The sequence below is a fragment of the Cellulomonas fimi genome (assembly GCF_028583725.1).
GTDB lineage: Bacteria > Actinomycetota > Actinomycetes > Actinomycetales > Cellulomonadaceae > Cellulomonas > Cellulomonas fimi_B.
The window spans coordinates 416,129-442,099 of sequence record NZ_CP110680.1; the positions used below are offsets into that span (position 1 = coordinate 416,129).

23 protein-coding genes are annotated in these 25,971 nt (G+C 74.3%); 17 read left to right on the forward strand and 6 right to left on the reverse strand.

Going from position 1 to position 25,971, the window contains the following annotated elements; all coding sequences use genetic code 11:
* The first annotated feature begins 62 nt into the window (after window positions 1-62).
* The 8 genes from OOT42_RS01900 to nrdF all read left to right on the forward strand — a co-directional run bounded on the left by OOT42_RS01900 (window position 63) and on the right by nrdF (window position 9,326).
* Complete coding sequence (locus OOT42_RS01900; RefSeq protein WP_273653276.1) at window positions 63-716, forward strand: TetR/AcrR family transcriptional regulator; 654 nt, start codon at window positions 63-65, stop codon at window positions 714-716.
* Window positions 709-1,638, forward strand: a complete 930-nt coding sequence (locus tag OOT42_RS01905; RefSeq protein ID WP_273653277.1) for an ABC transporter ATP-binding protein — start codon at window positions 709-711, stop codon at window positions 1,636-1,638. Before OOT42_RS01900 ends, OOT42_RS01905 begins: the two co-directional genes overlap by 8 nt.
* Entirely contained in the window at window positions 1,635-3,281 is a 1,647-nt protein-coding gene (locus OOT42_RS01910) for an ABC transporter permease (protein ID WP_273653278.1), read from the forward strand. The genes OOT42_RS01905 and OOT42_RS01910 overlap by 4 nt, the downstream gene beginning before the upstream one ends.
* 65 nt (window positions 3,282-3,346) lie before the next feature.
* Entirely contained in the window at window positions 3,347-4,825 is a 1,479-nt protein-coding gene (locus OOT42_RS01915; RefSeq protein ID WP_273653279.1) for a hypothetical protein, read from the forward strand.
* A 507-nt stretch (window positions 4,826-5,332) separates the two neighbouring features.
* Entirely contained in the window at window positions 5,333-5,578 is a 246-nt protein-coding gene (gene nrdH, locus OOT42_RS01920) for a glutaredoxin-like protein NrdH (protein WP_273653280.1), read from the forward strand.
* A gap of 187 nt (window positions 5,579-5,765) precedes the next feature.
* Entirely contained in the window at window positions 5,766-6,182 is a 417-nt protein-coding gene (gene nrdI, locus OOT42_RS01925; protein WP_273653281.1) for a class Ib ribonucleoside-diphosphate reductase assembly flavoprotein NrdI, read from the forward strand.
* A 35-nt stretch (window positions 6,183-6,217) separates the two neighbouring features.
* The gene (gene nrdE, locus OOT42_RS01930) at window positions 6,218-8,299 is read left to right on the forward strand and encodes a class 1b ribonucleoside-diphosphate reductase subunit alpha (RefSeq protein WP_423775950.1); all 2,082 of its coding nucleotides are present in this window, start codon (window positions 6,218-6,220) and stop codon (window positions 8,297-8,299) included.
* Window positions 8,300-8,345: 46 nt separating this feature from the next.
* Window positions 8,346-9,326, forward strand: coding sequence for a class 1b ribonucleoside-diphosphate reductase subunit beta (nrdF, locus tag OOT42_RS01935; RefSeq protein ID WP_273653283.1), 981 nt, complete (start codon window positions 8,346-8,348; stop codon window positions 9,324-9,326).
* A gap of 63 nt (window positions 9,327-9,389) precedes the next feature.
* Here the strand turns inward: nrdF and OOT42_RS01940 are convergent, their stop codons facing one another.
* Window positions 9,390-10,379 carry a helix-turn-helix transcriptional regulator gene (locus OOT42_RS01940; RefSeq protein ID WP_273653284.1) on the reverse strand — a complete coding sequence of 330 codons (990 nt, stop codon included), beginning with the start codon at window positions 10,377-10,379 and terminating at the stop codon, window positions 9,390-9,392.
* Between the two features lie 102 nt (window positions 10,380-10,481).
* Between OOT42_RS01940 and OOT42_RS01945 the strand changes: the two genes are divergently transcribed.
* From OOT42_RS01945 to OOT42_RS01975, 7 genes are all read left to right on the forward strand, one after another.
* Complete coding sequence (locus tag OOT42_RS01945) at window positions 10,482-10,937, forward strand: VOC family protein (RefSeq protein ID WP_273653285.1); 456 nt, start codon at window positions 10,482-10,484, stop codon at window positions 10,935-10,937.
* Between the two features lie 70 nt (window positions 10,938-11,007).
* Entirely contained in the window at window positions 11,008-11,787 is a 780-nt protein-coding gene (locus OOT42_RS01950) for a DUF6920 family protein (RefSeq protein ID WP_273653286.1), read from the forward strand.
* Window positions 11,788-11,906: 119 nt separating this feature from the next.
* A complete protein-coding gene (locus OOT42_RS01955) occupies window positions 11,907-12,164 on the forward strand; it encodes a hypothetical protein (protein WP_273653287.1) in 258 nt (85 codons plus the stop codon).
* A 98-nt stretch (window positions 12,165-12,262) separates the two neighbouring features.
* Window positions 12,263-13,240 carry an aldo/keto reductase gene (locus OOT42_RS01960; RefSeq protein WP_273653288.1) on the forward strand — a complete coding sequence of 326 codons (978 nt, stop codon included), beginning with the start codon at window positions 12,263-12,265 and terminating at the stop codon, window positions 13,238-13,240.
* Window positions 13,241-13,440: 200 nt separating this feature from the next.
* A complete protein-coding gene (locus OOT42_RS01965) occupies window positions 13,441-15,141 on the forward strand; it encodes a methyl-accepting chemotaxis protein (RefSeq protein ID WP_273653289.1) in 1,701 nt (566 codons plus the stop codon).
* Window positions 15,142-15,341: 200 nt separating this feature from the next.
* A complete protein-coding gene (locus tag OOT42_RS01970; protein ID WP_273653290.1) occupies window positions 15,342-15,641 on the forward strand; it encodes a DUF1540 domain-containing protein in 300 nt (99 codons plus the stop codon).
* A 200-nt stretch (window positions 15,642-15,841) separates the two neighbouring features.
* Window positions 15,842-16,744, forward strand: a complete 903-nt coding sequence (locus tag OOT42_RS01975; protein ID WP_273653291.1) for a DUF2510 domain-containing protein — start codon at window positions 15,842-15,844, stop codon at window positions 16,742-16,744.
* A 65-nt stretch (window positions 16,745-16,809) separates the two neighbouring features.
* On the opposite strand, the gene OOT42_RS01980 is transcribed toward OOT42_RS01975, so the two are convergent.
* Entirely contained in the window at window positions 16,810-17,682 is an 873-nt protein-coding gene (locus OOT42_RS01980) for a phosphotransferase (RefSeq protein WP_273653292.1), read from the reverse strand.
* Between the two features lie 134 nt (window positions 17,683-17,816).
* Window positions 17,817-18,590 (reverse strand): hypothetical protein, encoded by a 774-nt coding sequence (locus OOT42_RS01985; protein ID WP_273653293.1) that lies wholly within the window; start codon window positions 18,588-18,590, stop codon window positions 17,817-17,819.
* Window positions 18,591-18,794: 204 nt separating this feature from the next.
* Between OOT42_RS01985 and OOT42_RS01990 the strand changes: the two genes are divergently transcribed.
* Complete coding sequence (locus OOT42_RS01990; protein WP_273653294.1) at window positions 18,795-22,649, forward strand: sigma-70 family RNA polymerase sigma factor; 3,855 nt, start codon at window positions 18,795-18,797, stop codon at window positions 22,647-22,649.
* 147 nt (window positions 22,650-22,796) lie between these two features.
* Here the strand turns inward: OOT42_RS01990 and OOT42_RS01995 are convergent, their stop codons facing one another.
* Complete coding sequence (locus OOT42_RS01995) at window positions 22,797-23,462, reverse strand: SDR family oxidoreductase (protein ID WP_273653295.1); 666 nt, start codon at window positions 23,460-23,462, stop codon at window positions 22,797-22,799.
* Between the two features lie 231 nt (window positions 23,463-23,693).
* The gene (gene upp, locus OOT42_RS02000; RefSeq protein ID WP_273653296.1) at window positions 23,694-24,329 is read right to left on the reverse strand and encodes a uracil phosphoribosyltransferase; all 636 of its coding nucleotides are present in this window, start codon (window positions 24,327-24,329) and stop codon (window positions 23,694-23,696) included.
* 73 nt (window positions 24,330-24,402) lie between these two features.
* Between upp and OOT42_RS02005 the strand changes: the two genes are divergently transcribed.
* Complete coding sequence (locus tag OOT42_RS02005; RefSeq protein WP_273653297.1) at window positions 24,403-24,909, forward strand: nucleoside deaminase; 507 nt, start codon at window positions 24,403-24,405, stop codon at window positions 24,907-24,909.
* A gap of 159 nt (window positions 24,910-25,068) precedes the next feature.
* Here OOT42_RS02005 and OOT42_RS02010 read toward each other — a convergent pair whose 3' ends face one another.
* Complete coding sequence (locus OOT42_RS02010; protein WP_273653298.1) at window positions 25,069-25,902, reverse strand: NAD-dependent protein deacetylase; 834 nt, start codon at window positions 25,900-25,902, stop codon at window positions 25,069-25,071.
* Window positions 25,903-25,971 lie beyond the last annotated feature (69 nt).

The following is a 25,971-nucleotide window of genomic DNA, read 5'->3' on the forward strand; positions in this document are numbered from 1 at the left end:
CACCCGGCCCGCGACGACCGGATGCTTGCGCGCAGACTGAACGAGTGTTTAGTGTGGTGAACGTGCGTTCAGCCTCCGACGACCTGACCGCCCGCGCCCGCATCCGGGACGCGGCCATCGCCCGCTGGGGGCGCGAGGGCTTCCGCGCCGGCATGCGCGCGATCGCCGCCGACGCCGGCGTCAGCGCGGCGCTCGTCGTCCACCACTTCGGCTCGAAGGACGCGCTGCGCGCGGCGTGCGACGAGCACGTCCTGCACCGCATCTTCGAGGAGAAGTCCGCCGCGGTCGCCGGGGCCCCGCCCACCGACGTCGTCGCGAAGCTCGCGACGCTCGAGCAGTACGCCCCGCTGTTCGCCTACGTCGTGCGGAGCCTGCTCGACGGCGGCTCGCTCGCCGCGCGGTTCGTCGACGGGATGGTCGAGGACGCCGAGAAGTACCTGGAGGACGGCGTCGCCGCGGGCACGATCCGGCCGAGCCGCGACCCGCACGGCCGTGCCCGGGCGCTCATCGCGACGACCGTCGGCACGATCGTCATGGCGCAGACCGACGCCGCCGCGGGACGCGGCCCCGCCCCGACCGAGGACCCGACGGCCGCCATGGCCGCGATGTACGCCGACGTCATGCTCGGCAGCCTCGAGCTCTACACGGACGGCCTGTTCACCGACAGCTCCTACCTCGACGCCTATCTCGCCTACGAGGAGAACACCCATGAGTGACGCCATCGTCATTCGCGACCTGGTGAAGACGTTCGGCGCCAAGCGCGCGCTCGACGGCTTCGACCTCTCCGTCCGGACGGGGGAGGTGCACGGCTTCCTCGGGCCCAACGGCGCGGGCAAGTCGACGACGATCCGCGTGCTCCTCGGGCTGCTGCGCGCGAGCTCCGGCGAGGTGCGCCTGCTCGACGGCGACCCGTGGCACGACGCCGTCGCGCTGCACCGCCGCCTCGCGTACATCCCCGGCGACGTGAGCCTGTGGCCGAACCTGTCGGGCGGCGAGGCGATCGACGTCCTCGGGCGCCTGCGCGGCGGCCTCGACCCGCGCCGACGCGCCGAGCTCGTCGACCGCTTCGAGCTCGACACGCGGATCAAGGGCCGCGCGTACTCGAAGGGCAACCGGCAGAAGGTCGCGCTCGTCGCGGCGCTCGCGACCGACGCGGAGCTGCTGCTCATGGACGAGCCGACGAGCGGCCTCGACCCGCTCATGGAGGCCGTGTTCCAGGACGTCGTGCGCGAGGCGGCCGCCGAGGGGCGGACCGTGCTGCTGTCGAGCCACATCCTCGCCGAGGTCGAGGCGCTCGCCGACCGCGTGACGATCATCCGGCAGGGCAAGGCGGTGCAGTCGGGCTCGCTCGACGAGCTGCGCGGCCTGACCCGCACGACGGTCGTTGCCGGGGTGCGGGACGGCGCGGCCGCGGAGACCTCGCTCGGCACGCTCGCGGGCGTCCACCACCTGCGGCGCGACGACGGTCACGTCACCGCCGACGTCGACACGGCCGCGCTGCACGACGTGCTCGCCGCCCTGCCCGCGTTCGGCGTCACGTCGCTCGTCGCGCACCCGCCGACCCTGGAGGACCTGTTCCTGCGCGAGTACAGCGACGAGCTCGCGACGCTCGGCGTGCGGGAGGGCGAGGGGCGATGACGACGACGACCGCCCGGGCGCAGGTCCCCGCCGCCGCCGAGCGGTCCGTGCGCGACGACCCGCTCGTCGGCACCGGCGCGCTCGTCCGCGTCGCGCTGCGGTTCGACCGCTGGCGCATCCTCGTGTGGGCCGTCGCCGTCGCCGGGATGGTGCAGGTCTCCGTCGACGCGCTGGCCACCGTCTACGCCGACCCCGCGACGCGCGCCGCCCGCGCGACGCTCATCTCGTCGCCCGCCGCGACCGCGCTCGCGGGTCCCGGGTACGGACTCGACGACTACACGCTGGGCGCGATGACCGCGAACGAGATCGCGCTCTGGGTCATGCTGCCCGTCGCGATCATGGCGATCCTCGCCGTCACGCGGCACCTGCGCGCCGCCGAGGAGGACGGCCGGCTCGAGCTCGTGCGGTCCGCCCCCGTCGGGCGCGACGCGCCCGTCGTCGCCGGGATCGTCGCGGCCGTCGTCGCGACGCTCGCCGTCGGCGGCCTGACGTTCCTCGCGCTGCTGTCGACCGACCTGGACCCCGTCGGCTCCGCCGCGATGTGCGCGGGCGTCGTCATGGTCGGGCTCGTGTTCGCGGGGATCTCGGCCGTCGCGTCGCAGCTCTCGTCGCACGGGCGCACCGCGTCGAGCCTCGGCATGGCGGCGCTCGGCGTCGCGTTCCTGCTGCGCGCCGTCGGCGACGTGCGCGGACCCGAGAGCACGAGCGTCCTCACGTGGCTCTCGCCGTTCGGCTGGGCGCAGGCGACGCGCGCCTACGTCGACGAGCGGTGGTGGCCCCTGCTCATCGGCGTCGCGTTCGCGGCCGTGTGCGTCGCGGTCGCGTTCCGGCTCGTCGGGCGGCGCGACCTCGGCACCGGCCTGGTGCCCGAGCGGCTCGGCCGGCCCGCCGCGCGCCGCGCGCTCGCCGGCATGACCGCGCTGACGCTGCGCCGGCAGACCGGCGCGATCGTGTCGTGGGGCGTCGCGATCGTGCTGTGCGGCGCCCTCATCGGCGTCCTCGCCGGGGCGATCGTCGACTTCATCGAGGACGACGCGACGCTCGGCCAGATGTTCGGCACCGGGACCGACGCCACCGCCGGCGCGTTCGCGCTCTACACGATGTTCCTCGCCGTCATGGCCGCCTCGTACGTCGTCACCGGCGTCGCGGCGGTCCGGCACGAGGAGGTCGCGACGCGCGGCGCCCGGGTGCTCGCCGGACCCGTGTCGCGGTGGCGCTGGCTCGGCACGCAGGTCGGCGTCGCGGGGGTCGCGGGGCTCGTCATCATGCTCGTCAGCGGGCTCGTCATGGGCGTGACCGCCGCCGTCAGCCTCGACGACCCGGCGCAGGTCGGCGTGCTCGTCGGCGCCGCCGCCGTCACCCTGCCGGGCATCGCGTGCGTGCTCGGCCTCGCCGTGCTCGTGTACGCCGTCGCGCCGCGCCTGCTGGCCGTCGTGTGGGCGTACGTCGCGTACGTCGCCGTGGTCGGCATGTTCGGCGAGCTGCTGCCCGACGGGTCCGACGCGCTGTCCCCGTTCACCTACCTCCCCGGCCTGCCCGCCGACGAGATGTCGTGGCCGCCGGTCGTCGCGGTCACCGCCGTCGCGGTCGTGCTGCTCGCCGCCGGGTTCGCCGCCTTCCGGCGTCGCGACGTCCTCGGCTGAGCGCCCGTCGGTAGGCTGCGGAGCGTCCGGCGGGCGTGTCGGGCACGGCGAGCGATGGGAACCCGATGACCGAGACCGGCGGATCCGGCGGCAACACGAGCCCGCACTGGGGGCGGCTGGGCTGGGCGCCGACGGGTGCGACGGCTCCCGACGGCGGCGCCCCCGCGACGGCCGACCGCCCCGTCGCCGGCAGCGGGGCGACGCCGCCGCTGGTCCCGGCGACCGCGCCCGCACCGCTCCCCCGGCGCTCCGGCCCGGGCGTGGACCCGGCCCCCGCGGCAGCGCCCGCCGCACCTCCCGCCGCACCTCCCGCCGGCCCGCCGCCGGGCCTCGTCCGCGCGGCGCCGTCGACCGACGCGCCCGCGGGGGCCGCCGCGGTCCGTCCGGCGTTCACGCCCCCGACCGTCGCGGCGGGACCGGCGCAGGCCGCGGCTCCGCTGCCGACGCGCGTGCCCACCGCGCCCGCCGGTGCCGCGGCCGCGTCCGCGCCGGCCGCGGGGCCCGCCCCCGTCCCGCCGACCACCGCCCCGCCGGCCCCCGTCCCGCCGACGCCGACCACCGCCCCGCCGACGGGTCCCGCGCCCGTCCCGGCCGGTCCGGCTGCCGCGCGCCCGTCGTCCCCGACGAGTGCCGCGCCCGCAGGCCCGGCCGCCGCAGCCTCCGGCCCGTCGTGGTCGCAGGTGGCGCCGCCGAGCGCGCCCGCCGGTCCCGCGGTCCCCACGGGGCCCGTCGAGACGCCCTCGGGCCTCCCCACCGCTCCGCCGACGGGTCCCGCGACGGGCCCGTCCCGCCGGGTCCCGGTGCGCCCGTCGTTCGGCAAGCCGTCGACCCGACCGGTCAAGGCCGTGCCGGCGGCGTCCGCCGCGACGGGGTCGCCGGACGCGACGGGCGGCTCCTCCGACGGCCCGACGGGCGGCGGCTCGGGCGGGCGGCCGCGCTGGCTGCTGCCGGCGATCATCGGCGCCGTCGTGGTCGTGGCCGCGATCGTCGTCGCGGGGATCCTCCTGTCCCGGAACACCGGCGACGAGACGCCCCCGCCGGTCGCGAGCACGATCCTGCTGCCGTCGCCGACCCCGACGATCCAGCCCGCGGCCCGGACGGCGACGACCGCTTTCGCGACCGCGCTGCCGACGACGGTCCTGCAGTACGCACTCACCGGCTCGACGCCGGACGACGAGTGGCTCGCCGCGGGCGCCGTCGAGGCGTACTCGGACACGTTCGGTGACGGCGCGAGCGGCGAGGTCGTCGTGCGGGCCGGTCAGTGGGAGACGCCGGAGGAGGCCTCCGCGTTCGCGGAGGGGCTCGTCGCGGCGCTGCCGACGACGGCGGCCGAGCCGAGCCCGTCGGCGACCGCCGGTGGCACCGACCGCCCTCTGCCGCTGTCGGGCGAGGTCGTCGCGGGCGGCGCGCCCGCCGGGACGTTCACGGTCGTGGACGCGGGCGACGGGACGGGTGTCGCGGTCTGGACCAACGGCTCCTCGGTGTTCCGTGTCGTCGGACCGGTCGCGGACATCGCCGACCTGTACGCCGCCTTCCCGCTGTAGCCGCACCGCTCAGCCGCTCTCGTCGGGCCCCGGACGCGTCACGCGCCGGGGCCCGACGTCGTCGTGCGCACCTGCGGACGCGGCACTCGGGCCCGGGCGGCGGGGCCGGGTCGTGGCGTCCGTCACCCGTCCGGGCGATCTGTCGGACGACGTCCGGCGGCCGCTGCGGCGTGTCGCCCACCGGCGCGTCCGGACGAACTGGACGCTGCCCTTGTGGACCCGCTTGTGCACGGTGCTGTGCCTGTCCTGGGGACGCCTGTGGACGGTCCGCGAACCCGCAGGTCGGGGGCTCTGTCAGACCTCGGCGATACCCTGGGTTCTCCACAGGGTGAAGTTGAACGACACGGATGTAACACAAGCCCTAGTGGTGGCTTGCGAGTCCCACCCCTAGGTGTAGTGTCTGAAGTCGACGCGGTGGGGGAACCGCGATCGGCTCCGACAGGGGCCCACGGACCATCGCGACCCACTCCGGGGGGAGCGTCGCGCGAGAGTGAACAAGGAGCCACGATGACGATCACGGTCTACAGCAAGCCGGCGTGCGTGCAGTGCAACGCGACCTACCGCGCGCTCGACAAGCTGGGTGCCGAGTACACCGTCGTGGACATCAGCGAGGACGCCGACGCGCGTGACTACGTGATGTCGCTCGGCCACCTCCAGGCGCCCGTCGTGATCGTCGACGGCGACCACTGGTCGGGCTACCGCCCGGACCGCATCAAGGTGCTCGCCGACCGCATGGCCGCTGCCGTCGCCTGACCTACGCGGGCGGCCGGACGGGTCGCCCACCACGGACGCCCCGGGCCGGCGCAGGACTCGCACCGCGCCGGCCCGGCGGGCATCCGCCCCCGGTACGGAAGAAGAGGGTCGGCTCCGCCGTGCCCTCGCACCGACACCGCAGACCGAGACCGACGGTCCGACCGTCCGAGGTGAGGGGAGCAGGCCGATGAGCTCGCTGGTCTACTTCTCCTCCGCCTCGAACAACACGCACCGCTTCGTGGAGAAGCTGGGGCTGCCGGCGCAGCGCATCCCGCTCCGCCCGACGGACCCGTTCCTGCACGTGACGGAGCCGTACGTCCTGGTCGTCCCCACCTACGGCGGGGGCAACGAGGGCGGCGCCGTGCCGCGGCAGGTCGTGAAGTTCCTCAACGACGAGGACAACCGGTCGCTCGTCCGCGGCGTCATCGCGGCGGGCAACACCAACTTCGGCGAGGCCTACTGCATCGCGGGGGACATCGTGGCGGCCAAGTGCCGCGTCCCCTACCTGTACGGGTTCGAGCTCATGGGAACGAACGAGGACGTGCACCGCGTCCGCGAGGGATTGAGGACATTTTGGCAGCGACAGTCGCAGATACCCGCGTAGAGCTGACGGGGCTGGACTACCACGCCCTGAACGCGATGCTCAACCTCTACGACGCGGACGGGAAGATCCAGTTCGACAAGGACCGTGAGGCGGCGCGGCAGTACTTCCTGCAGCACGTCAACCAGAACACGGTCTTCTTCCACGACCTCGACGAGAAGCTCGACTACCTGGTCGAGAACAAGTACTACGACCCGGCCGTCCTCGCGAAGTACGACCGCGCGTTCATCAAGACGCTCTTCGAGTACGCCTACTCGAAGAAGTTCCGCTTCCAGACGTTCCTCGGCGCGTTCAAGTACTACACGTCGTACACGCTGAAGACGTTCGACGGGAAGCGGTACCTGGAGCGCTTCGAGGACCGCGTCTGCATGGTCGCGCTGAGCCTCGCCGAGGGTGACCAGGACTTCGCGATCAGCCTCGTCGACGAGATCGTGTCGGGCCGCTTCCAGCCGGCGACGCCGACGTTCCTCAACCTCGGCAAGGCGCAGCGCGGCGAGCCCGTCTCGTGCTTCCTGCTGCGCATCGAGGACAACATGGAGTCCATCGCGCGCGGCATCAACTCCGCGCTGCAGCTCTCCAAGCGTGGCGGCGGCGTCGCGCTGCTGCTCAGCAACATCCGCGAGCACGGCGCGCCCATCAAGCACATCGAGAACCAGAGCTCGGGCGTCATCCCCGTCATGAAGCTCCTCGAGGACTCGTTCTCGTACGCGAACCAGCTCGGCGCGCGCCAGGGCGCGGGTGCGGTCTACCTGCACGCGCACCACCCGGACATCTACCGGTTCCTCGACACCAAGCGCGAGAACGCCGACGAGAAGATCCGCATCAAGACGCTGTCGCTCGGCGTCGTGATCCCGGACATCACGTTCGAGCTCGCGAAGAAGAACGAGCCGATGTACCTGTTCTCGCCGTACGACGTCGAGCGCGTGTACGGGGTGCCGTTCGCGGACATCGACGTCTCGGAGAAGTACTACGAGATGGTCGACAACGCGTCGATCCGCAAGACGAAGATCAACGCCCGCGAGTTCTTCCAGACGCTCGCGGAGCTGCAGTTCGAGTCCGGCTATCCGTACGTGATGTTCGAGGACACGGTCAACCGTGCCAACCCGATCAAGGGCAAGATCACGCACTCGAACCTGTGCTCGGAGATCCTCCAGGTGTCGACCCCGTCGACGTTCAACGAGGACCTCTCCTACAAGGAGGTCGGCCGCGACATCTCCTGCAACCTCGGCTCGATGAACATCGCGCTCGCGATGGACGGCCCGGACTTCGGCAAGTCGGTCGAGACCGCGATCCGCGCCCTGACGGCCGTCTCCGACCAGACGGACATCGAGTCGGTGCCGTCGGTCAAGCGCGCCAACCGCGGCGGCCACGCCATCGGCCTCGGGCAGATGAACCTGCACGGGTACCTGGCGCGCGAGCGGATCTTCTACGGGTCCGACGAGGGCCTCGACTTCACGAACATCTACTTCTACACGGTCGCCTACCACGCGATCCGTGCGTCGAACCTGCTCGCGCAGGAGCGCAAGCAGGCGTTCTACGGGTTCGAGGACTCGAAGTACGCGACGGGCGAGTACTTCCAGAAGTACGTCGAGAAGGAGTGGGCGCCGCGCACCGAGCGCGTCCGCACGCTCTTCGCGGACGCCGGCGTGCACATCCCGACGCAGGACGACTGGCGTCAGCTGGCCGCCCTCGTGCAGGAGCACGGCCTCTACAACCAGAACCTGCAGGCGGTCCCGCCGACCGGCTCGATCTCGTACATCAACCACTCGACGTCGTCGATCCACCCGATCGCGTCGAAGATCGAGATCCGCAAGGAAGGCAAGATCGGCCGCGTCTACTACCCGGCGCCGTTCATGACGAACGACAACCTGGAGTACTACCAGGACGCGTACGAGATCGGCTACGAGAAGGTCATCGACACCTACGCCGAGGCGACGCAGCACGTCGACCAGGGCCTGTCGCTGACGCTGTTCTTCAAGGACACGGCGACGACCCGTGACCTGAACCGGGCGCAGATCTACGCCTGGAAGAAGGGCATCAAGACGATCTACTACATCCGCCTCCGCCAGCTCGCCCTGGAGGGGACGGAAGTGGAGGGTTGCGTCAGCTGCATGTTGTGACCTGAGGCAACTGACTTCCGCGACCACGAACGACGAAGGACTGACCATGACCCCCACGGGGAAGCTGAAGCTGATCGACCGCGTGTCGGCGATCAACTGGAACCGGCTCGAGGACGAGAAGGACGCCGAGGTCTGGGACCGGCTCGTCGGCAACTTCTGGCTGCCGGAGAAGGTGCCGGTGTCGAACGACATCCAGTCGTGGGCGACGCTCACCGAGGAGGAGAAGACGCTCACGATGCGCGTCTTCACCGGCCTGACGCTGCTCGACACGATCCAGGGCACCGTGGGCGCCGTCTCGCTGATCCCGGACGCGCTCACGCCGCACGAGGAGGCCGTCTACACGAACATCGCGTTCATGGAGTCGGTGCACGCCAAGTCGTACTCGTCGATCTTCTCGACGCTGTGCTCCACCAAGGAGATCGACGAGGCGTTCCGCTGGTCGGAGGAGAACCCGAACCTCCAGCGCAAGGCCGAGATCGTCATGCAGTACTACAAGGGCGACTCGCCGCTGAAGCGGAAGGTCGCGAGCACGCTGCTCGAGTCGTTCCTCTTCTACTCGGGCTTCTACCTGCCCATGTACTGGTCGAGCCGCGCCAAGCTCACGAACACGGCCGACCTGATCCGCCTGATCATCCGCGACGAGGCGGTGCACGGGTACTACATCGGCTACAAGTTCCAGAAGGGCCTGGAGAAGCTGTCGGCCGAGGAGCGCCAGGAGCTCAAGGACTACACGTTCGAGCTGCTCTTCGAGCTGTACGACAACGAGGTGGAGTACACCCAGGACCTGTACGACGGCGTCGGCCTGACCGAGGACGTCAAGAAGTTCCTGCGCTACAACGCCAACAAGGCCCTGATGAACCTCGGCTACGAGGCGCTGTTCCCGCGCGACGAGACCGACGTGAACCCGGCGATCCTGTCGGCCCTGTCGCCGAACGCGGACGAGAACCACGACTTCTTCTCGGGGTCGGGCTCGTCGTACGTCATCGGCAAGGCCGTCAACACCGAGGACGAGGACTGGGACTTCTGATCCCGTCCTGACCGACGCCACAAGAGGCCCGCACCCCGCCCGGGGTCGCGGGCCTCTCGCGCGTCACGACGGCCCGGCGGCGGCGGTCGCGGCGTTGCGGGCGGCGAGCCGCGCGAACGCCCGCGTCAGCTCGGGCGGATCGACGACCTCGACGTCCGCGTCGAAGCGGTTGAGCGCGGCGGCGAGGGCCACCCACGACCACGAGCCCGTCGTGAGGCGGCACCGGTCGGGGCCGAGGTCCTCGACCACCCCGTCGCCCGCGAACGGCCGGACGTCGGACGCCGGCAGGTGGACGACGACGGTCCCGCGGCACGGCGGCCCGCCGGTCGCACCGGTCGGGTCGGCACCCTGGAAGCGGGCGGCGACGTACGCGGCGACGTCCCCGCCGGGGACCTCGCGCGGCGTGAAGCGCGGTCCGTTCGGGGTGCGCAGGGTGAGCCGGTCGGCGCGGAACAGGCGCCAGTCGGCGCGGTCGAGGTCCCACGCGACGAGGTACCAGCGGCCGCGTGACGCGACCAGGTGGTGCGGCTCGACGCGGCGTGCCGGTCCGGGCGTCGGCGGGGTGTCCGACTGTGTGCCGGCGTAGTCGAGACGGAGGACCTCGTGCGCGCGCACGGCCGCCGAGAGGGCGACGAGGACGTCGGGCGCTGCACCGGGCTGCGTGCCGGCGGGGAGCGTCGTGAACGTCAGCGCGTCGAGGCGGTGACGCAGCCGCGCCGGCATCACCTGCCGCAGCGTGGTCAGGGCGCGCACGGCGGCCTCGTCGATCGCCGCACCCGTGGCCGGTGCGGCCTGCAGCGCCACGGCGAGGGCGAGCACCTGGTCGTCGTCGAGCAGCAGCGGCGGCAGCTCGGACCCGGCGTCGAGTCGGTAGCCGCCGTCGGCGCCCATCGTCGCCTCGATGCGGTAGCCCATCTCCCGGAGGCGGTCGACGTCGCGGCGCACGGTCCGGCGACTGATGCCGAGCCGCTCCGCGAGGACGGACCCGGGCCAGTCGCGTCGCGTCTGCAGCAGCGAGAGCAGCCGCAGCAGGCGGGAGGTCGGCGTCGCCATGCCCGTCAGCGTAGGCGCGTAGTAGGACCGGTCCTGACCTACATGACCGCGACGGTGGTGGTCACCGGGAACGACCCGGCGACCAACCCGTCAGGAGCGGACATGAGCCTCACGACCACGACCCACCTCAACTTCCACGGCGACGCGCGCGCGGCGCTCGCCCTGTACGCGTCGGCCACCGGCGGGCAGGTCGTCGCGACGACGTACGCCGACCTGGGCATGCCCGCGGACGCGCCCGGCGCGGACGGCATCGTCTTCGGGCTGGCCGCCGCCGACAACGGCTTCCGCGTCATGGCGTACGACGTCCCCGGCCCGCGCGCCGCTGTCGGGACGCCCGGCTCGACCCGCCGCGAGAACGGCATGACGATCACCGACCAGCCGTTCTTCGTCTCCGTGCGCGGCGACACGCTCGACGAGGTCCGCGCGGTCTGGGACGGCCTCGTCGACGGCGCGACCGTCGTGGAGCCGCTCGCCGCCTCGGCGTGGAGCCCGGGCTTCGGGATGCTCACCGACCGCTTCGGTGTGACGTGGGTGCTGGACGTCGCCACCGCCGCCTGACGTCCGCGAGGCGGGACCTTCGCCTCGCGCGGTGGTCCCGCTTCGCCCGTAGCGTGCGGAGCAGGTCCCGATGGAGGGGGTGCAGGTCTCCTTGTCCCGTCACACGCCGACGGCGCGTGCGCGGCTCGACGACGTCCCCGGCCCGCGGCTCGGGGAGCCGGTGCCGCTGTTCCCGACGGCCGACGTCGACGGGCTGCCCGAGGCGACGCGGCGCTGGCTGCGGCACGCGATCGCCGAGGGGACGCCGCTGCACCGCGCGGCGACGCTCACCATGCACGGCCACATCAGGATCGGGTCGTGGCGACCGTTCACCGCGCGCCAGGTGATCGTCCCCGGCGCGGCGTTCGTCTGGCACGCCCGCACCGCGATCCTGGGCCTGCCCGTGCGCGGGTTCGACCGGTACGTCGCGGGCGTGGGCGAGATGCGGTGGCGCCTCGCGGGCGTCGTGCCGGTGATGAGCGCGCAGGACGACGACGTCTCCCGGAGCGCCGCCGGGCGCCTCGCCGGCGAGGGTGCGCTCGTCCCCACGGCGTTCGGCGTCGCGACGTGGACCGCCGACGACGATCCCGACGCGTTCGTCGGGCGCTGGCTGATCGACGGCGACGAGCACGGCGTGCGGTTCGAGGTCGGACCGGACGGACGGCTGCTCCGCCTGACGATGGACCGGTGGGGCGACCCCGACGGGCGCGGCCACGCCCTGCACCACTTCGGCGTGACCGTCGACGCGGAGGCGACCTTCCACGGCGTCACGATGCCCGGCCGGTTCCGTGCGAGCTGGTGGGCGGGCACCGACCGCGAGGCGGAGGGCGAGTTCTTCCGCGCGACGGTCACCGACGCGTCGTTCGCCTGACGAGCCACCGACGGGATCTCGGCGGGATCCGTGCCACGAGGAGGATGCTGAGGCCCATGGATCACGACGCACCGCACGAAGCCGAACCCGTCAGGACACGTCTCGTCGATCCGCGCGACATGACGCACGAGGTGACGGCACCCGTCTTCCGGGTCACCGTCTGGACCGGGGAGCGTCACGACGACGACAGCACCCCGGCGAGCCAGGAGGTGACGTACGAGCTGGCGGGGGTCGACGTCGTCGAGGCGATCGCGTGGGCACGAGCGCACGCGCGGACGGCGAGTCCGCTCGTCCTCGTGCAGCTCGCGGTCGTGGCCGACGATCCCCGGACGGTGGGGCGCACGGCGATCAGCCTGTGGTCCTGGGACGGTCGGTAGGGGCGGGGCCGGACGGACGGCTCGCGCGACGCGCGCGCGCAGGTGAGGCTGGTCGTCGGCCGGTGCGCACCGGCCGACGAGAGCACCGAGGAGTTCGCATGGAGTACCGCCAGCTCGGCCGGACGGGCCTGCGGGTGTCGGAGATCGGGTACGGCGCGTGGGGGATCGGGGCGTCGCAGTGGAAGGGCGCGCAGGAGGACGAGTCGGTCGCGGCGCTGCACCGCGCGATCGAGCTCGGCGTGAACTTCGTCGACACCGCGCGCGGGTACGGGGAGAGCGAGCGCATCGTCGGCAGCGTCCTGCGCGAGCACCCGGACGTGCTGGTCGCGACGAAGGTGCCGCCGAAGAACATGGTCTGGCCCGCGCCGGACGGGCTGCACCCGGACGAGACGTTCCCGGGTGACCACATCCGCGCGAGCCTCGACACGAGCCTCCAGGCGTCGGGGCTGGACCGCTTCGACGTCCTGCAGCTCCACGTCTGGTCCGACGAGTGGGTCGGCAAGGGCGACTGGCTGGAGACGGTCGCGGCGCTCAAGGACGAGGGCAAGATCCGGTTCTTCGGGGTGTCGATCAACGACTACCAGCCGGAGAACGCGCTCGCGCTGGTCCGCAGCGGCGCGGTCGACACGGTGCAGGTCATCTACAACGCGTGGCACCAGCAGCCGGAGGAGCAGCTCCTACGGGCCTGCGAGGAGCACGGCGTGGGCGTGATCGTGCGCGTCGCGCTCGACGAGGGCGGCCTGACGGGCCGCATCACGGCGGGTGCGACGTTCCCGGAGGGCGACTTCCGGAACACGTACTTCGGCGGCGACCGGCCGGCGCAGGTCGAGCAGCGCGTCGCGGCGCTCGTCGAGGACCTCGGCATCGACACCGACGCGCTGCCCGACGTGGCGCTGCGGTACGTGCTGGACGACCCGGCGGTGTCGACCGTCATCGCGGGCATGCGGACCGTCCGGAACGTCGAGCGGAACGCGGCGACGAGCGACGGTCGCCGGCTGACCGACGAGCAGCGCGCCGTGATCCGGCGGCACCGGTGGGAGCGGAACTTCTACCGGGTGGTCGACGCGGACGCCTGACCGCGCGCGCGACCTCCCCGCGCACCGGACCAGCCACGACGTCCGGTGCGCGGGGCAACCGTCGGCGCGTCCGGGCGACGGGGGCGGGCTCGCGGACCGTGAGAAACGCGCGGAGGGTCAACAGCGGGCGGCGGCGGCCGATGGGCTCGGTGGGACGGGTGACGACACACCCGTCGTCCGCGACCCAGGAGCAGAGCCACATGCCCGTCCTCACCCCGCAGCGCGCCGACGTCCCGACCCAGCGGTCGTCGCCGGAGCCGACCGCCGAGCGACGGGCCGAGGGGAGCCGCGGAGGCGCGAAGCGTCGGCGGCGGCTCGTCGCCGACCGGTCGGTGCGGACGAAGATCCTCGGCCTCGTCGGGATGCTCGCCGTGGTCCTCGCCGCGGTCGGCGCGTACGGGGTCCTGTCGCTGAGCACGCTCGCCGACCGGTCGGCGGCGACCGCGCAGGCCAGCAGCGACGTCACGGGCCGGCTCGCCGCGCTCACGTCGGCGCTGTGGACGGTGCGGAACTCGATCACCAGCGTTCCCGCGTACCCGGACGCGGAGAACAAGGAGAAGGCGATGGCGGCCGTGCGCGCCGCCTACGCGGCCTTCGACTCCGAGACGGACACGTTCGCCGAGGCGTACGCCGCGAGCTACGGCGCGATGCCGCCGGAGTGGGACGCGTTCCTCACGCGGTACGACGAGTACAAGGCCGGCGTCGACGCGGACGTGCTGCCGCCGGCGATGGCGGACGACCGGGTGGCGTGGTCGGTGGAGCGCGACGAGATGGCGCGGGTCGGCACGGAGCTCGTCGCGTCCCTCTCCGAGCTCAGCACGCACGTCGACGAGGAGGTCGCGCAGGACCAGGCGGACGCGGCGGCCGCGGCGACCCTCGCGCGCTGGACCATGATCGGCGTCGCCGGCGTGGGGCTCGCCGTCGCGGTCGCGCTCGGGATGCTGCTCGCCCGCAGCGTTCGCCGTGCGGTCGGCGACGTGCAGCGGAGCGTCGACGCGCTCGCGACGGGCGACCTCACCGTGACCGCGCAGGTCCGCAGCGACGACGAGCTCGGCCGCATGGCGGCGGCGCTCGGTCGCGCGCAGTCGGCCCTGCGGACCACGCTCGCCGGCGTGACGGAGGCGTCGGGGACGGTCGCCGCCGCGTCGGAGGAGATGTCCGCGGCCGGTGCCCAGGTCGCCGCGGGCGCCGAGGAGACGTCCGCGCAGGCGGGGGTCGTCGCCGCCGCCGCGGACCAGGTGAGCCGCAACGTGCAGGTCATCGCGGCCGGTGCGGAGGAGATGGGCGCGTCGATCCGCGCGATCGCCGAGAACGCGAACGAGGCCGCGCGCGTCGCGGAGGAGGCGACCGCCGTCGCGGTGCGCACGACGGACACGGTCGCGCGGCTCGGGACGAGCTCGCGGGAGATCGGCGACGTCGTCAAGGTCATCACGTCGATCGCCGCGCAGACGAACCTGCTCGCGCTCAACGCGACCATCGAGGCGGCCCGCGCGGGCGAGGCCGGCAAGGGCTTCGCGGTCGTCGCCGGTGAGGTCAAGGACCTGGCGCAGGAGACGGCGAACGCGACGGACGACATCGTGCGACGCGTCCAGGCGATCCAGGCGGACACCGAGGGCGCCGTCGCGGCGATCGACCAGATCTCGCACATCGTCGCGCAGATCAACGACTACCAGCTGACGATCGCGTCGGCGGTCGAGGAGCAGACGGCGACGACGAACGAGATGTCGCGCGGTGTCGTCGAGGTCGCGACCGGCGCCGGCGAGATCGCGGCGAACATCACGGGTGTCGCGTCGGCCGCGCAGTCCACGACCGAGGTGCTCACCCAGATGGGCACCTCGATCCGCGAGCTCGCCGTCATGGCGCAGGATCTCGAGGACCGCATCGCGGCGTTCACGTACTGACACGGCAGCCCTGCGACCTGCGGCGGGAGCACGCCGACGCGTCCCACGGGCACCCGCCGGACCGGTCCGGAGTGAGGCTAGCCTCACCTGAAAACGGCCTCTGACCTGCGGCGGAACCTCGTGCCCTCCCTAGGCGCGAGGCGCCCGACGGGTCTACCGTCGGTGAGGTACGCCTCGTCCCCCGGATCGTGGAGGTACCGATGAGCACGCTGATGGACCTGCCCCCGGTCGCCGAGTGCTCGGTGGCCGGCTGTTCCTACAACGACCACTCGCACTGCCACGCGGCGGCGATCACGATCGGCGGGCACGCGGGCGACGCGGCCTGCGCGACGTTCATCCCGCTCGGCGTCAAGGGCGGCCTGGAGAAGGTCGTCACGCACGTCGGCGCGTGCCAGCGCGACGACTGCGTCCACAACTCCGCGCTCGAGTGCAGCGCCGAGTCGGTCCGCGTGGGCGCCGGCCACGACTCGGCCGACTGCCTGACGTACGCCCCGCGCTGACGCCGCACCGAGACCGCCCCGCTCGCTCGTCCGGGTGCGGGCGGTCTCGCGGTGCCCGGGGTCGAGTCGTACGGTTCGCGACGGTTCGCCCCCCGCCGGGAAGGTGACGTGCGCCCGACGGGCTCCCGCGCCGCCGGAGGTGCTCCGTAGGGTGCGGCTGCCGCGTCGGCTCGACGCGGTCCCGTCCGAAGGAGGCCGCGGTGAGCGCACGCGCCGGCTGGTACGCCGTCCCCGCCGAGCCCGGCACCATGCGGTTCTGGGACGGGACGGCGTGGACGGACCACCGCCAGCCGCTGCCGCCCGCGGAGGGCAGCGTCCCGATCGCCGCGCCGAGCCCGGCCGCCGCCGCTCCGGCACGTCCGGCGACCGCCGTCGTCCCGCAGCCCGCCCTGCCGGCCGCGCGCGTCCCGGCACCCGTCCCGCCGTCCCCGGGCTTCAACGGGCCGACCGGCCCGGTCGCGGTCGTCCCGCCCCAGCTCGCCGGCGTCGCCGCGGACCTCTGGACGGCCGCCTCCCGCTACGCCGCGAGCGAGCAGGGGCGCAGCACGGGCGAGGCGGTCGTCGGGGGTGCGATGGTCGCGGACGGCGTCGTGGGGTTCGGCCGGAACCGCGAGGGCATCGGCGGCGCGGTCAAGATGATGCTGTTCGGCCTCGTGTTCCTCGCCGTCGGCCTGCTCGTCGTGAAGCCGCTGCTCATCGACGCGGGCACGGTCGGCGCGGGCGAGGCGCAGACGGTCGGCACCGTGACCGCCCGCAACGAGAGCCGCGACGACGACGGCGACCGGCTGTGCTCGCCGGACGCGTCCTACACGGTCGACGGCGCCGTCCACACGGCGTCGGCGGGCTACCGGTCGAGCTCGTGCCCGTCGGTCGGCGCAACCGTCGACGTGATCTACGACGTCGCGCGCCCCGCCGACGCGCGCATCGCCCCCGATGCGACGTTCCGGCTGCTCGGGTGGGTCTTCCCGCTCGCGGGCCTGCTCATGCTCGTCGGCGGCCTGTGGACGTTCGTCGTCCGTGCGGGTCTGATCGGCGTTGGCGGCGCGCTGCTGCTGCGCGGGCTGCGCGGCCGCCGGGCCGCGGCAGACGCCGGCACCCCCTGAACGACGGCGAGGACCGCCCGTGCGCACCGGGCGGTCCTCGCCGTTCGCCCCTCGCGGGGCGTCCGTCAGTGCTCGGGCGGCGTCGCGACCGCGACGAGCTCCCGGATGAGGGCCGCGGCGGCGGGCACGAGCTCGCGCTCCCCGGCGACGAGCGACGGGTCCTGCGAGCGGACCGCGGCGGCGTCGTCGAGTGCGCCCAGCAGGTCGGTGCCGACGCACGTGAGGAAGGCCGCGAGCAGGGCCCGGGCCCCCGCGGAGTACTCGCCGCCGGCGTCCACGACCACCTCGGCGATGATGAGCGCCGTAAGCGCCACGTCGAGCTCGGCGGGGCCACTGCGTGCGTTCGACCAGTCGATGAGCGCCGGCCCGTGCGCCTCGCTGAGGATCACGTTCGCCGGGTGCAGGTCGAGGTGCACGACCGTCGGGCCGCCGGTCACGTGCGGCCACTGCGACCGCGTGTCGCTCCAGCCGTCCGGCGCGGGGATCTCGTGAAGGCGGCGGTGCAGGTCGGCGAGGATCTGCGCACCGTCGTGGAGGGACACCTCGCCCGCGGTCAGCGCCTGCAGCAGCGTCGGACCGTGCAGCCGCTCGGCGACCAGGTCGGGCCCCTGGACGAAGAACACGGCCGGTGCGGGGAACCCGTGCGCGACGACGTGCCGCAGGATCTCGGCCTCGCCGGACGCGTCACGCCCGTCGCGGTCGCGGCGCAGGACGCGCCGGTCGTCGAGCGCGTAGACGTCGGCGACGGTGCCCGTCGCGAGCAGCGGGCCGGGCGGGTCGGCCGTGAGGTCGACGTCGAGGTCCTCGGGCGGGACGTCGCGGTGGCGGGGCTGCGTGGGGACGGCGGGGCCGCTCGACGACGCTCCCGCGCCGGCCGGGTGAGGGGCGGACGGGTTCCCTGCCGCGGCAGGGTCGGGGGCGAGGTCGGCGGGGTTCATAGAACGACGGTAGACGCATCCGCCCGACTTGTCCCGGGCGCCCGTCCGACTCGCCCCTGACCTGCGCCGTAGCGACAGTTGAGATTTCTCCTATCGACGCTTGACCTTCGCTGGGCGGGCCGGCCCGCGCCCGGTCAGGGCCGCGAGACGCGCCGCAGCGTGTGCACCGCCTGCTCGTGCGTCGCGGGCAGCGGCTCGACCCACACGCGGACCGGCTGGCGCGTCGCGGCCCGGACCTCGAGCCGCTCGACCCGTCGGGCGATCTCCGCCTGGAGGCGCGACACCCGCTCCTCGAGCGGGTCCTGCCGTCGGGACAGCACCGCGAACACGCCGCCACCGAGCGTCGCCATCGGGTGCCCCTCGCCGAACGTCGCGGTCATCGCCGCACCGACCGCCGCCGACCGGGCTGCGCGCGAGAACGGGTCCACCGCGCCCGCGGCGACGTCGACCAGCACGAGGTGATGCGACTCGTGCGCCGGGAGGGCCGCACGGTCGCCGTCCTGGTAGGTCTCCGCGAGCCGCACGGCGAGGTACTGCCGCGTCGGGAGGCCGGACTCCGGGTCAAGCGACGTGCCGACCGCGACGGCCGCCGCCTGGGCGTCCGCCCACCCGTCGCACAGCGCGCGCACCGCGAGCAGCGGGGGCTGGGCCACGCCACGCGAGCGGTACAGGCACGCGAGGTCGTCGATCGTCTCCGCGATGCCGACGCCGTCGTGGCCCCGGGCGCGTCCGAGCTCGGCCGCGGCGAGCGTGGGGTCGCGGTCGCCGAGAACCGCGCCGGCCAGGTCGTCGACCGCGGGGTGGTACCAGTCCGCGGGGCGCAGCCAGACCGAGCCGAGGCTCTCGTGCCGCCAGCGCTCGCGCAGCGCCACGCCCGCGGCGTCGTCCCTGCCGATGTCTGTCGTCACGCCTGATGAGAGGGAGCCGCCCGCCTGCGGTGACGCGAGATGCGGAACTTTTCACCCACGCGATCGAGCGCTTTCCCCGTCGCTCGCCGCCCGGAACCGCCGGACAATCACGTACGTTGCAATTGGGCGATTGCGGTCTGGACACCCGATCCATCCGTTGTGGCAGGCTGTGCGCTCGACGAAGAACGCTGACGGGAGCAGGTCGTGGTGGCAAGCACGCGGCTCGGTGACGGCGTCACAGGGGACGCCGAGCTGATCGCTGCCGTGCGCACGGGTGACGCCGAGGCCTTCGGCGCCCTCTACGAGCGTCACGCGGGCGCCGCGTTCGTCGTCGCCCGCCAGTACACCGACTCGCACGCCGACGCCGACGACGTCGTCGCCGACGCGTTCACCGCCGTGCACGGTGCGCTGCAGCGCGGCAACGGCCCCGAGTCCGCGTTCCGCGCCTACCTCTTCACCGTCGTGCGACGCACCGCCGCCGATCGCCGGGAGAAGGCCCGGCGGGTGCAGCCGACGGACGACCTCGCGACCCTCGAACGCGGCACCGCATGGGCCGGCACCGCGGAGGAGCCCGCGCTCGAGGGGTTCGAGCGCGGCGTCGTGTCGCGGGCCTTCCACTCCCTGCCGGAGCGCTGGCAGGCCGTCCTGTGGCACTCCGAGGTCGAGGGGCTCTCGCCCGCCGAGATCGCCCCCGTCCTCGGCCTCACCGCCAACGGCGTCGCCGCGCTCGCCTACCGCGCGCGCGAGGGGCTGCGGCAGGCCTACCTCCAGCAGCACCTCCAGGACCCGCTCGACGAGGGCTGCCGCACCGTCTCGGGGAAGCTCGGCGCCTACGTGCGCGGCGGGCTCGGCACACGCGAGAACGCGCAGGTCGAGAAGCATCTCGACGGGTGCGGCGACTGCCGGGCGCTCGTCCTCGAGCTCGGCGACGTCAACCACGGCATGCGGGCCGTCGTCGCACCGCTCGTTCTCGGCGTCGTCGGGCTCGGCGCCCTCGCCCACGTGCTCCCGGTCGGCGGCGGGATCGCCGCCGGGGCGGCCGCGCTCAGCGGAGGCGCCGGTGCCGGGGCCGCGGGCGGTGCCGGCGGTGCGGCCGGTGGTGCCGGCGGCGTCGCGGCCGGGGCGGGAGCCGCCACCGGGACCACCGCCGTCGTCGGGGCGACCGCGGGCACGGCCGCCACGGGCGGCGTCGCCGCCCTCCTGTCGTCGATCCCGCTCGGCGCCGTCGCCGTCGCGGCCGGCTCCGTCGCGGTCGCCGCGATCGCCGCCGTCGGGATCTACGGGCTCACCCGCGGCACCGACCCGGAGGCGCTGCCCGCCCCCTCGGTGTCCGTCCCCGCCGAGACCCCCACGCCCACCCCCGGCACCGACACCACCCCGGCGCCCACGCCGACCCCGACGCCGTCACCCACCGACGTCCCCGACCTCGACGAGTCCGGGGCGCTGCTCGCGGACGAGCAGCAGGACGGGACGCCACGCGTGCGGACCGGGCCGCGCACCACGACCGACGAGCAGACGCCCGACGGTGAGACCACCCCGCCGCCGCCCGCCCCCGCGGACGTCGACGTCGTGCTGCCCGAGGGCGGGCTCGTCCTCTCGGCGGGGATCGCCGGCCAGGAGCTCGCGTTCGGCGTGCAGAACACCGGCGGCACCGTCGCGACCGACCTCGTCGCCGAGGTCACCCTGCCGGTCGGGGTGTCCGTCGACGGGATCGCCGACGCCGCGCTCGCGGGTCTCGCGCCCGGCCGGTTCGCCGTCACGACGGCCGCGGGCTGGGTGTGCGCCGACGGGACCGGCACCGGCGTCGTCCGCTGCACCCTCGCGACGCTCCCGCCGTCGTCCGTCGCCCGGCTCGTCCTGAGCGTCTCGATCGACGAGGCGTACGACGGCGTGGACGCCGCCGTCGGGCTGCGCGTCGCGGGTGGCGGCATCCAGTACCGCCCCGCGCCCTTCCCGCTGCGCATCCAGGCGGCGCCCGCGCGGCTCGCGCTACGCAGCACCCCCGCGTCGCTCGCGCTGCTGTCCGGTCGCCCGACGCAGGTCGACCTCGACCTCGCGAACGTCGGGGGCTCGCCCGTCGGGCCGACCCCCGCGACGGCCACGCTGCAGCTCCCGGCCGGCGTGACCTGGGCACCCGTCGACGGCAGCGCGTGGGAGTGCGCCGACGGCGCCGCCGGCGTGACGTGCCGGACCGACCGGATCGCGCCGCGGACCGCCGCGCCCCTGTCCCTGCTCCTCACCGCGGACGAGCCGGGGGCCGTCGGCGCCCGCACCCTCGGGCTCGACCTGCGCCCCACCGGCGTCCGGGCGCCCGAGCACCTCGAGCTCGGCTTCACGGTCCAGCGCCCGACACGCCTCGGGCTCACCGGCGACGTCGGGACGACGCTGGCCCGCGGGCGTGCGTCGAGCGTCGCGCTCGCGGTCTCCAACCTGGGCGACGTCCAGGCACCCGGTCTCGTCGCCCGCCTGACGCGGCCCGCCGGCGCGGCGTGGCCCGCGACCCCCGTCGACGGCTGGACCTGCGACCCGACCGACACCGTCGAGATCACCTGCACGCACGACGTCCTGCCCGGCGGCGGGACCGTCCCGCTCACCGCGCACCTCGACGCCCTGCCGGGTGCCGTCGGCGGGCTCGGCGACCTCGTCGTCCGCGTCGACGCGCCCGGGGCCGACGCCGCGCAGGAGCACCGCGTCGCCGTCAGCGCGACCGCGCCCGTCCTCACCGTCACGCCGCCCGTCGTCACCCTCACGGACTCGTCGCGGACCGGCACCGTCTCCTTCGCGGTCAGCGCCGCGGGCGGGGACACGGCCGCGGACGCCGACGACGTCGTCGCGACCCTCACCCTCCCGGCGGCCTTCACCGTCGACACCGAGGGCGGCGGCCCGACGACCGACAACTGCGTCGCCCTCGACGCGCGCCGGTTCCGCTGCGACGTCGGCGCGATCGCCGCGGGCGGCGCGTCCGAGGTGCTCGTCAACGTCCGCTGGTCCGGCAGCGCGCGCGGGGCCTTCGTGGCCGCCGCGACCGGCCCCGGCGCCGCCCCCGTGAGCGCGGCGACCGACGTCAGCACCTCGTCGGCCGGGCTCAGCCCGCGCGGCCGGTTCGAGGGCGGCTGGTCCGTCACCGAGGTCGGCGCACCGCTGCTCACCTGCCGCACCACGCTCACGACGTGCCTGCCCGCGCTGCAGAACGGCGACCGCGACAACAACAGCTTCGACATGGTCGAGCTCGACGAGGCCCCCGACCTGCCCGACGCGAACGGCACCCGTCCCGCCGTCCGGACGTCGTCGTCGACCCAGCTCGACGTTCCCGCCGGACGCCAGATCGCCTTCGCCGGTCTCTACTGGTCCGCGAACATCGGCCCCGGTGACACCTGGAGCGGCGACCCCGCCGTCGTCCGGTTCCGCGGTCCGACCACGCCCTACCAGACGCTGCGCGCCGCCGACGGCGACGTCGACCGCGTCTCCGACAACGCCGGCCGGTCCTACTACCAAGCGTTCGTCGACGTCACGAGCCTCGTCGCCGCAGAGGGCGGCGGCACCTGGTCCGTCGCCGACGTCGCCGTCCGCGCGAGCAGCAAGGACCCCAACCGGTCCTACTACGCGGGCTGGTCGCTCGTCGTCGTCTACGCCGACCCGTCCAGCGACTCCACCGTCACCGTGTACGACGGCGCCGCATGGATCGGAACCTCCGCCGCTCCGCCCGTCTTCGAGTTCGCCGCCGAGGCCGGGACCAGCGCGCGCCTCGGTGTCGTCGCCTGGGAGGGTGACCGCACCGCCGTCGGCGACCGTCTGCTGCTCGACGGCAACCGCCCGCTCGTGCCCGTCCGGTGGGACGGCAGCACGCCCGGCTCGGGCGCCGGCAACGCCTTCGACTCGACCGCGCACGGGTGGAGGTGGCCGAACTCGCTCGGCCTCGACGCCAAGGCGTTCGCGCCCGTGCGGCTGTCCGGCGACGTCTCCTCGCTGTCCGCGACGACGAGCGGCGACCAGTACCTGATCGGCGTCGTGACCCTGCGCACCGAGCCCGTCGTCGCCTCGGAGCGCGCGGCGGGCTGACCGGCCCGGCGCCGGGCCGACCGGCCCGCTCGTGGGTCCGTGCCCACCCTGCCCGGGGTCGGCGCCGCGCCGTCGCGCGCTGCCGGTCGCGGCCGAGCTGCCGGTGCCGTTCGTGGCCGGGCGGCGGTCGCCCTGGCCGTGAGCGGGTCAGTCGGCGGGCTCGACGACCGCGGCGACCGCGGCCTCGACCGGCACGACGCCCTCCGTGAGCTCCAGGACGAGTCCCGCGGTGAGCGGCGCGTGCAGGACCGCCGCAAGCACTTCCGCGACGTCGGCGCGCGGGATCGAACCCCGCGGCACGTGCGCGTCGAGCCGGACATGCCCCTGCGCGTCGTCGTCGGTGAGCCCGCCGGGCCGCACGATCGTCCAGTCGAGGTCGCGGGACCGCAGGTCCTCCTCGCTCGCCGCCTTCGCGCGCAGGTACGCGGCGAACACGTCGTCCGTGCCGTCCGGCGGCTCCGACGTCGCCCCCATCGACGACACCAGGACGTACCGGCGCACGCCCGCGAGCTCGGCGCCGTCCGCCAGCAGCGCGGCCGCGGCCCGGTCGACCGTGTCCTTGCGCTCGACGCCGCTGCCCGGGCCCGCGCCCGCCGCGAACACCACCGCGTCCGCGCCCGCGACCGCCTCGGCGACGTCGCGCGCGTTGGACCGCTCCAGGTCGAGGACCACCGCCTCCGCGCCGTCGTCCGTCACGTCCTGGACGTGCCCGAGCTGCCGCACCAGTGCGACGGGGACGTCGCCCCGCGCCGCGAGCGCGCGCGACAGATGGCGCGCGACCTTCCCGTGACCGCCGGCGATCGCGATGCGCATGCCCTCGACGGTAAGGCGGGCCCGTCGCGGCGGCGACCCGAGCCGGCGCGCCGCCGGGGTGTCGCGCTGCCGGACCTCCCTGGTCCCCCAGACCGGTGGTCGGCCCGGCAGCGCGGGCGTCGACCGCGTCCCCCGAGCCGTCGACGACGCGCGATGCTGGCACCCGGCGCGGGTGGGTCCAAGAGGCAGCGGCGAGCGTCTCAGGATGCGGAGCGGCCGCCTGCCTCCGGGTCAGACGATGCCGTAGAGGCGGTCGCCCGCGTCGCCGAGGCCGGGGACGATGTACGCCTTGTCGTTGAGCCGCTCGTCGACGGCCGCCACGACGATCTTCACGTCGGCGCGGTCGCCCACGAAGTCCTCGACGACCTTGAGCCCCTCGGGCGCGGCCAGCAGGCACACCGCGGTGACGTCGCGCGCGCCGCGGGCGAGCAGGTAGTCGATGGCCGCGACGAGCGTGCCGCCGGTCGCGAGCATCGGGTCGAGCAGGAAGCACTGGCGGCCGGACACGTCGTCGGGCAGCCGGTTCGCGTACGTGACCGCCTCGAGCGTCTCCTCGTCGCGCTGCATCCCGAGGAACCCGACCTCCGCGGTCGGCAGCAGCCGCGTCATGCCGTCCAGCATCCCGAGGCCCGCGCGCAGGATCGGCACGACCAGCGGCCGCGGGTCGGCGAGCTTCACGCCCGTCGCGGTCGTCACGGGCGTCTCGATCTCGACCGTGTCGACGTGCACGTCCCGCGTCGCCTCGTACGCGAGGAGCGTGACGAGCTCGTCGACGAGCAGCCGGAAGGTCGGCGACGGCGTGCCCTTGTCCCGCAGGACCGTGAGCTTGTGGGCGACGAGCGGGTGGTCCGCGACGTGCAGGCGCATGCGCACAACCTACCGGCAGTCCCACCAGGTGGACGTGGCGTAGGTCCCCGCGGTGGGCGTGTGCTGCGTCATCATGGCGGGCATGACGGACGGTCCCCGCCGGGCGGTGCAGCCCGCCGACGCGTGGGCGATGGGCCTGGCGCTCGACGAGGCCCGCCGCGCGGTCGCGACCGGCGACGTGCCCGTCGGTGCCGTGGTCGTCGGCCCCGATGGCGACGTGGTCGCGCGCGGCCGCAACGTGCGCGAGGCCACCGGCGACCCGACCGGGCACGCCGAGGTCGTCGCGCTCCGCGCCGCGTCCGACCGGCTGGGGCGGTGGCGGCTCGACGACTGCACGCTCGTCGTGACGCTGGAGCCGTGCCTCATGTGCGCGGGGGCTCTGGTGCTGGCGCGGGTCGCGCGGCTGGTGCTCGGTGCGTGGGACCCGAAGGCCGGCGCGTGCGGGTCGCAGTGGGACGTCGTCCGCGACCGCCGCCTCAACCACCGCGTCGAGGTCGTCGGGGGAGTGCGCGCCGACGAGTGCGGGCTCCTCCTCCAGCGCTTCTTCGAGACCCACCGCGACGGCGTCCCGCGCCTCTGACCGGCGCGCGGAACCGTCGACCTTCGAGCGGTGGCTCGCTGCCCCGCCGCGTTCGGTCCGCGCCTCGGCAGCGTCGACCCGGGCCTCGGTACCGCTTCCGGCGGCTGTCCGGTCACCATGCCCGGCTGGACGGCGACGGGCACCGTCGCGCGGTTCTCGTCAGAGACTCTGCGCGAGCGTCGTCAACGTCTCGGAGGTCCCCGCGTGCAGGGTGACCGTCGCGTGGCGGTCGCCGCGGGTCGTGCCGCGGTTGACGATCACGACCGGCTTGCCCGTCTGGGCCGCGTGCCGCACGAACCGCAGGCCGGACTGGACCTGGAGCGACGACCCGGCGACCAGGAGCGCGTCACCGTCGTCGACCATCGCGTAGGCCCGCTCCACCCGCTCCCGGGGGACCGTCTCGCCGAAGTAGACGATGTCCGGCTTGAGCATCCCGCCGCACACCGCGCAGTCCGCCACGACGAAGTGACTGGTCCGCTCGACGACCGCGTCCGCGTCGGGCGCGATCTCGACGTCGGCGACCTCGTCGGCGAAGTGTGGGTTGAGGTCCTCCAGCCGCTGCGCGAGCTCCGTGCGCGAGATGACGTGGTGGCAGCTCAGGCAGACCACCCGGTCGTAGCGCCCGTGCAGGTCGATGACGTTCCGCGAGCCCGCGGCCTCGTGCAGGAGGTCGACGTTCTGCGTGATGACGCCTCGAACGGTGCCGTTGCTCTCCATCTGCGCGAGCGCCAGGTGACCGGCGTTCGGCTGCGTGCGGCCCACGTGCCGCCAGCCGACGTGATTCCGGGCCCAGTAGTGCCGGCGGAACCGCTCGTCGCCCGTGAACTGCTGGAACGTCATCGGCGTGCGCGGCGGCGAGTCCGGGCCGCGGTAGTCGGGGATCCCCGAGTCCGTCGAGACGCCCGCCCCGGTCAGCACCGCGAGGCGCCGGCCGCGCAGCACGTCGACCACGTCGGCCAGGGTGCCCGCGGGGTCGAGGACGGCATCGCTCACGTCTCCCACCGTAAGCGCCCGGTTGGCGAGGGGCCGATTCGGAGCATCGGCCCCGACCGGGTACTCTTC

Bases quoted from the DNA above. Each gene is read 5' to 3' on its own strand.
- OOT42_RS01905 (WP_273653277.1), top strand. From the start codon at position 709: ATGAGTGACGCCATCGTCATTCGCGACCTGGTGAAGACGTTCGGCGCC.
- OOT42_RS01910 (WP_273653278.1), top strand. From the start codon at position 1,635: ATGACGACGACGACCGCCCGGGCGCAGGTCCCCGCCGCCGCCGAGCGG.
- OOT42_RS01915 (WP_273653279.1), top strand. From the start codon at position 3,347: ATGACCGAGACCGGCGGATCCGGCGGCAACACGAGCCCGCACTGGGGG.
- nrdH (WP_273653280.1), top strand. From the start codon at position 5,333: ATGACGATCACGGTCTACAGCAAGCCGGCGTGCGTGCAGTGCAACGCG.
- nrdI (WP_273653281.1), top strand. From the start codon at position 5,766: ATGAGCTCGCTGGTCTACTTCTCCTCCGCCTCGAACAACACGCACCGC.
- nrdE (WP_423775950.1), top strand. From the start codon at position 6,218: ATGCTCAACCTCTACGACGCGGACGGGAAGATCCAGTTCGACAAGGAC.
- nrdF (WP_273653283.1), top strand. From the start codon at position 8,346: ATGACCCCCACGGGGAAGCTGAAGCTGATCGACCGCGTGTCGGCGATC.
- OOT42_RS01940 (WP_273653284.1), bottom strand. From the start codon at position 10,379: ATGGCGACGCCGACCTCCCGCCTGCTGCGGCTGCTCTCGCTGCTGCAG.
- OOT42_RS01945 (WP_273653285.1), top strand. From the start codon at position 10,482: ATGAGCCTCACGACCACGACCCACCTCAACTTCCACGGCGACGCGCGC.
- OOT42_RS01950 (WP_273653286.1), top strand. From the start codon at position 11,008: ATGGAGGGGGTGCAGGTCTCCTTGTCCCGTCACACGCCGACGGCGCGT.
- OOT42_RS01955 (WP_273653287.1), top strand. From the start codon at position 11,907: ATGACGCACGAGGTGACGGCACCCGTCTTCCGGGTCACCGTCTGGACC.
- OOT42_RS01960 (WP_273653288.1), top strand. From the start codon at position 12,263: ATGGAGTACCGCCAGCTCGGCCGGACGGGCCTGCGGGTGTCGGAGATC.
- OOT42_RS01965 (WP_273653289.1), top strand. From the start codon at position 13,441: ATGCCCGTCCTCACCCCGCAGCGCGCCGACGTCCCGACCCAGCGGTCG.
- OOT42_RS01970 (WP_273653290.1), top strand. From the start codon at position 15,342: ATGAGCACGCTGATGGACCTGCCCCCGGTCGCCGAGTGCTCGGTGGCC.
- OOT42_RS01980 (WP_273653292.1), bottom strand. From the start codon at position 17,682: ATGAACCCCGCCGACCTCGCCCCCGACCCTGCCGCGGCAGGGAACCCG.
- OOT42_RS01995 (WP_273653295.1), bottom strand. From the start codon at position 23,462: ATGCGCATCGCGATCGCCGGCGGTCACGGGAAGGTCGCGCGCCATCTG.
- upp (WP_273653296.1), bottom strand. From the start codon at position 24,329: ATGCGCCTGCACGTCGCGGACCACCCGCTCGTCGCCCACAAGCTCACG.
- OOT42_RS02005 (WP_273653297.1), top strand. From the start codon at position 24,403: ATGGCGGGCATGACGGACGGTCCCCGCCGGGCGGTGCAGCCCGCCGAC.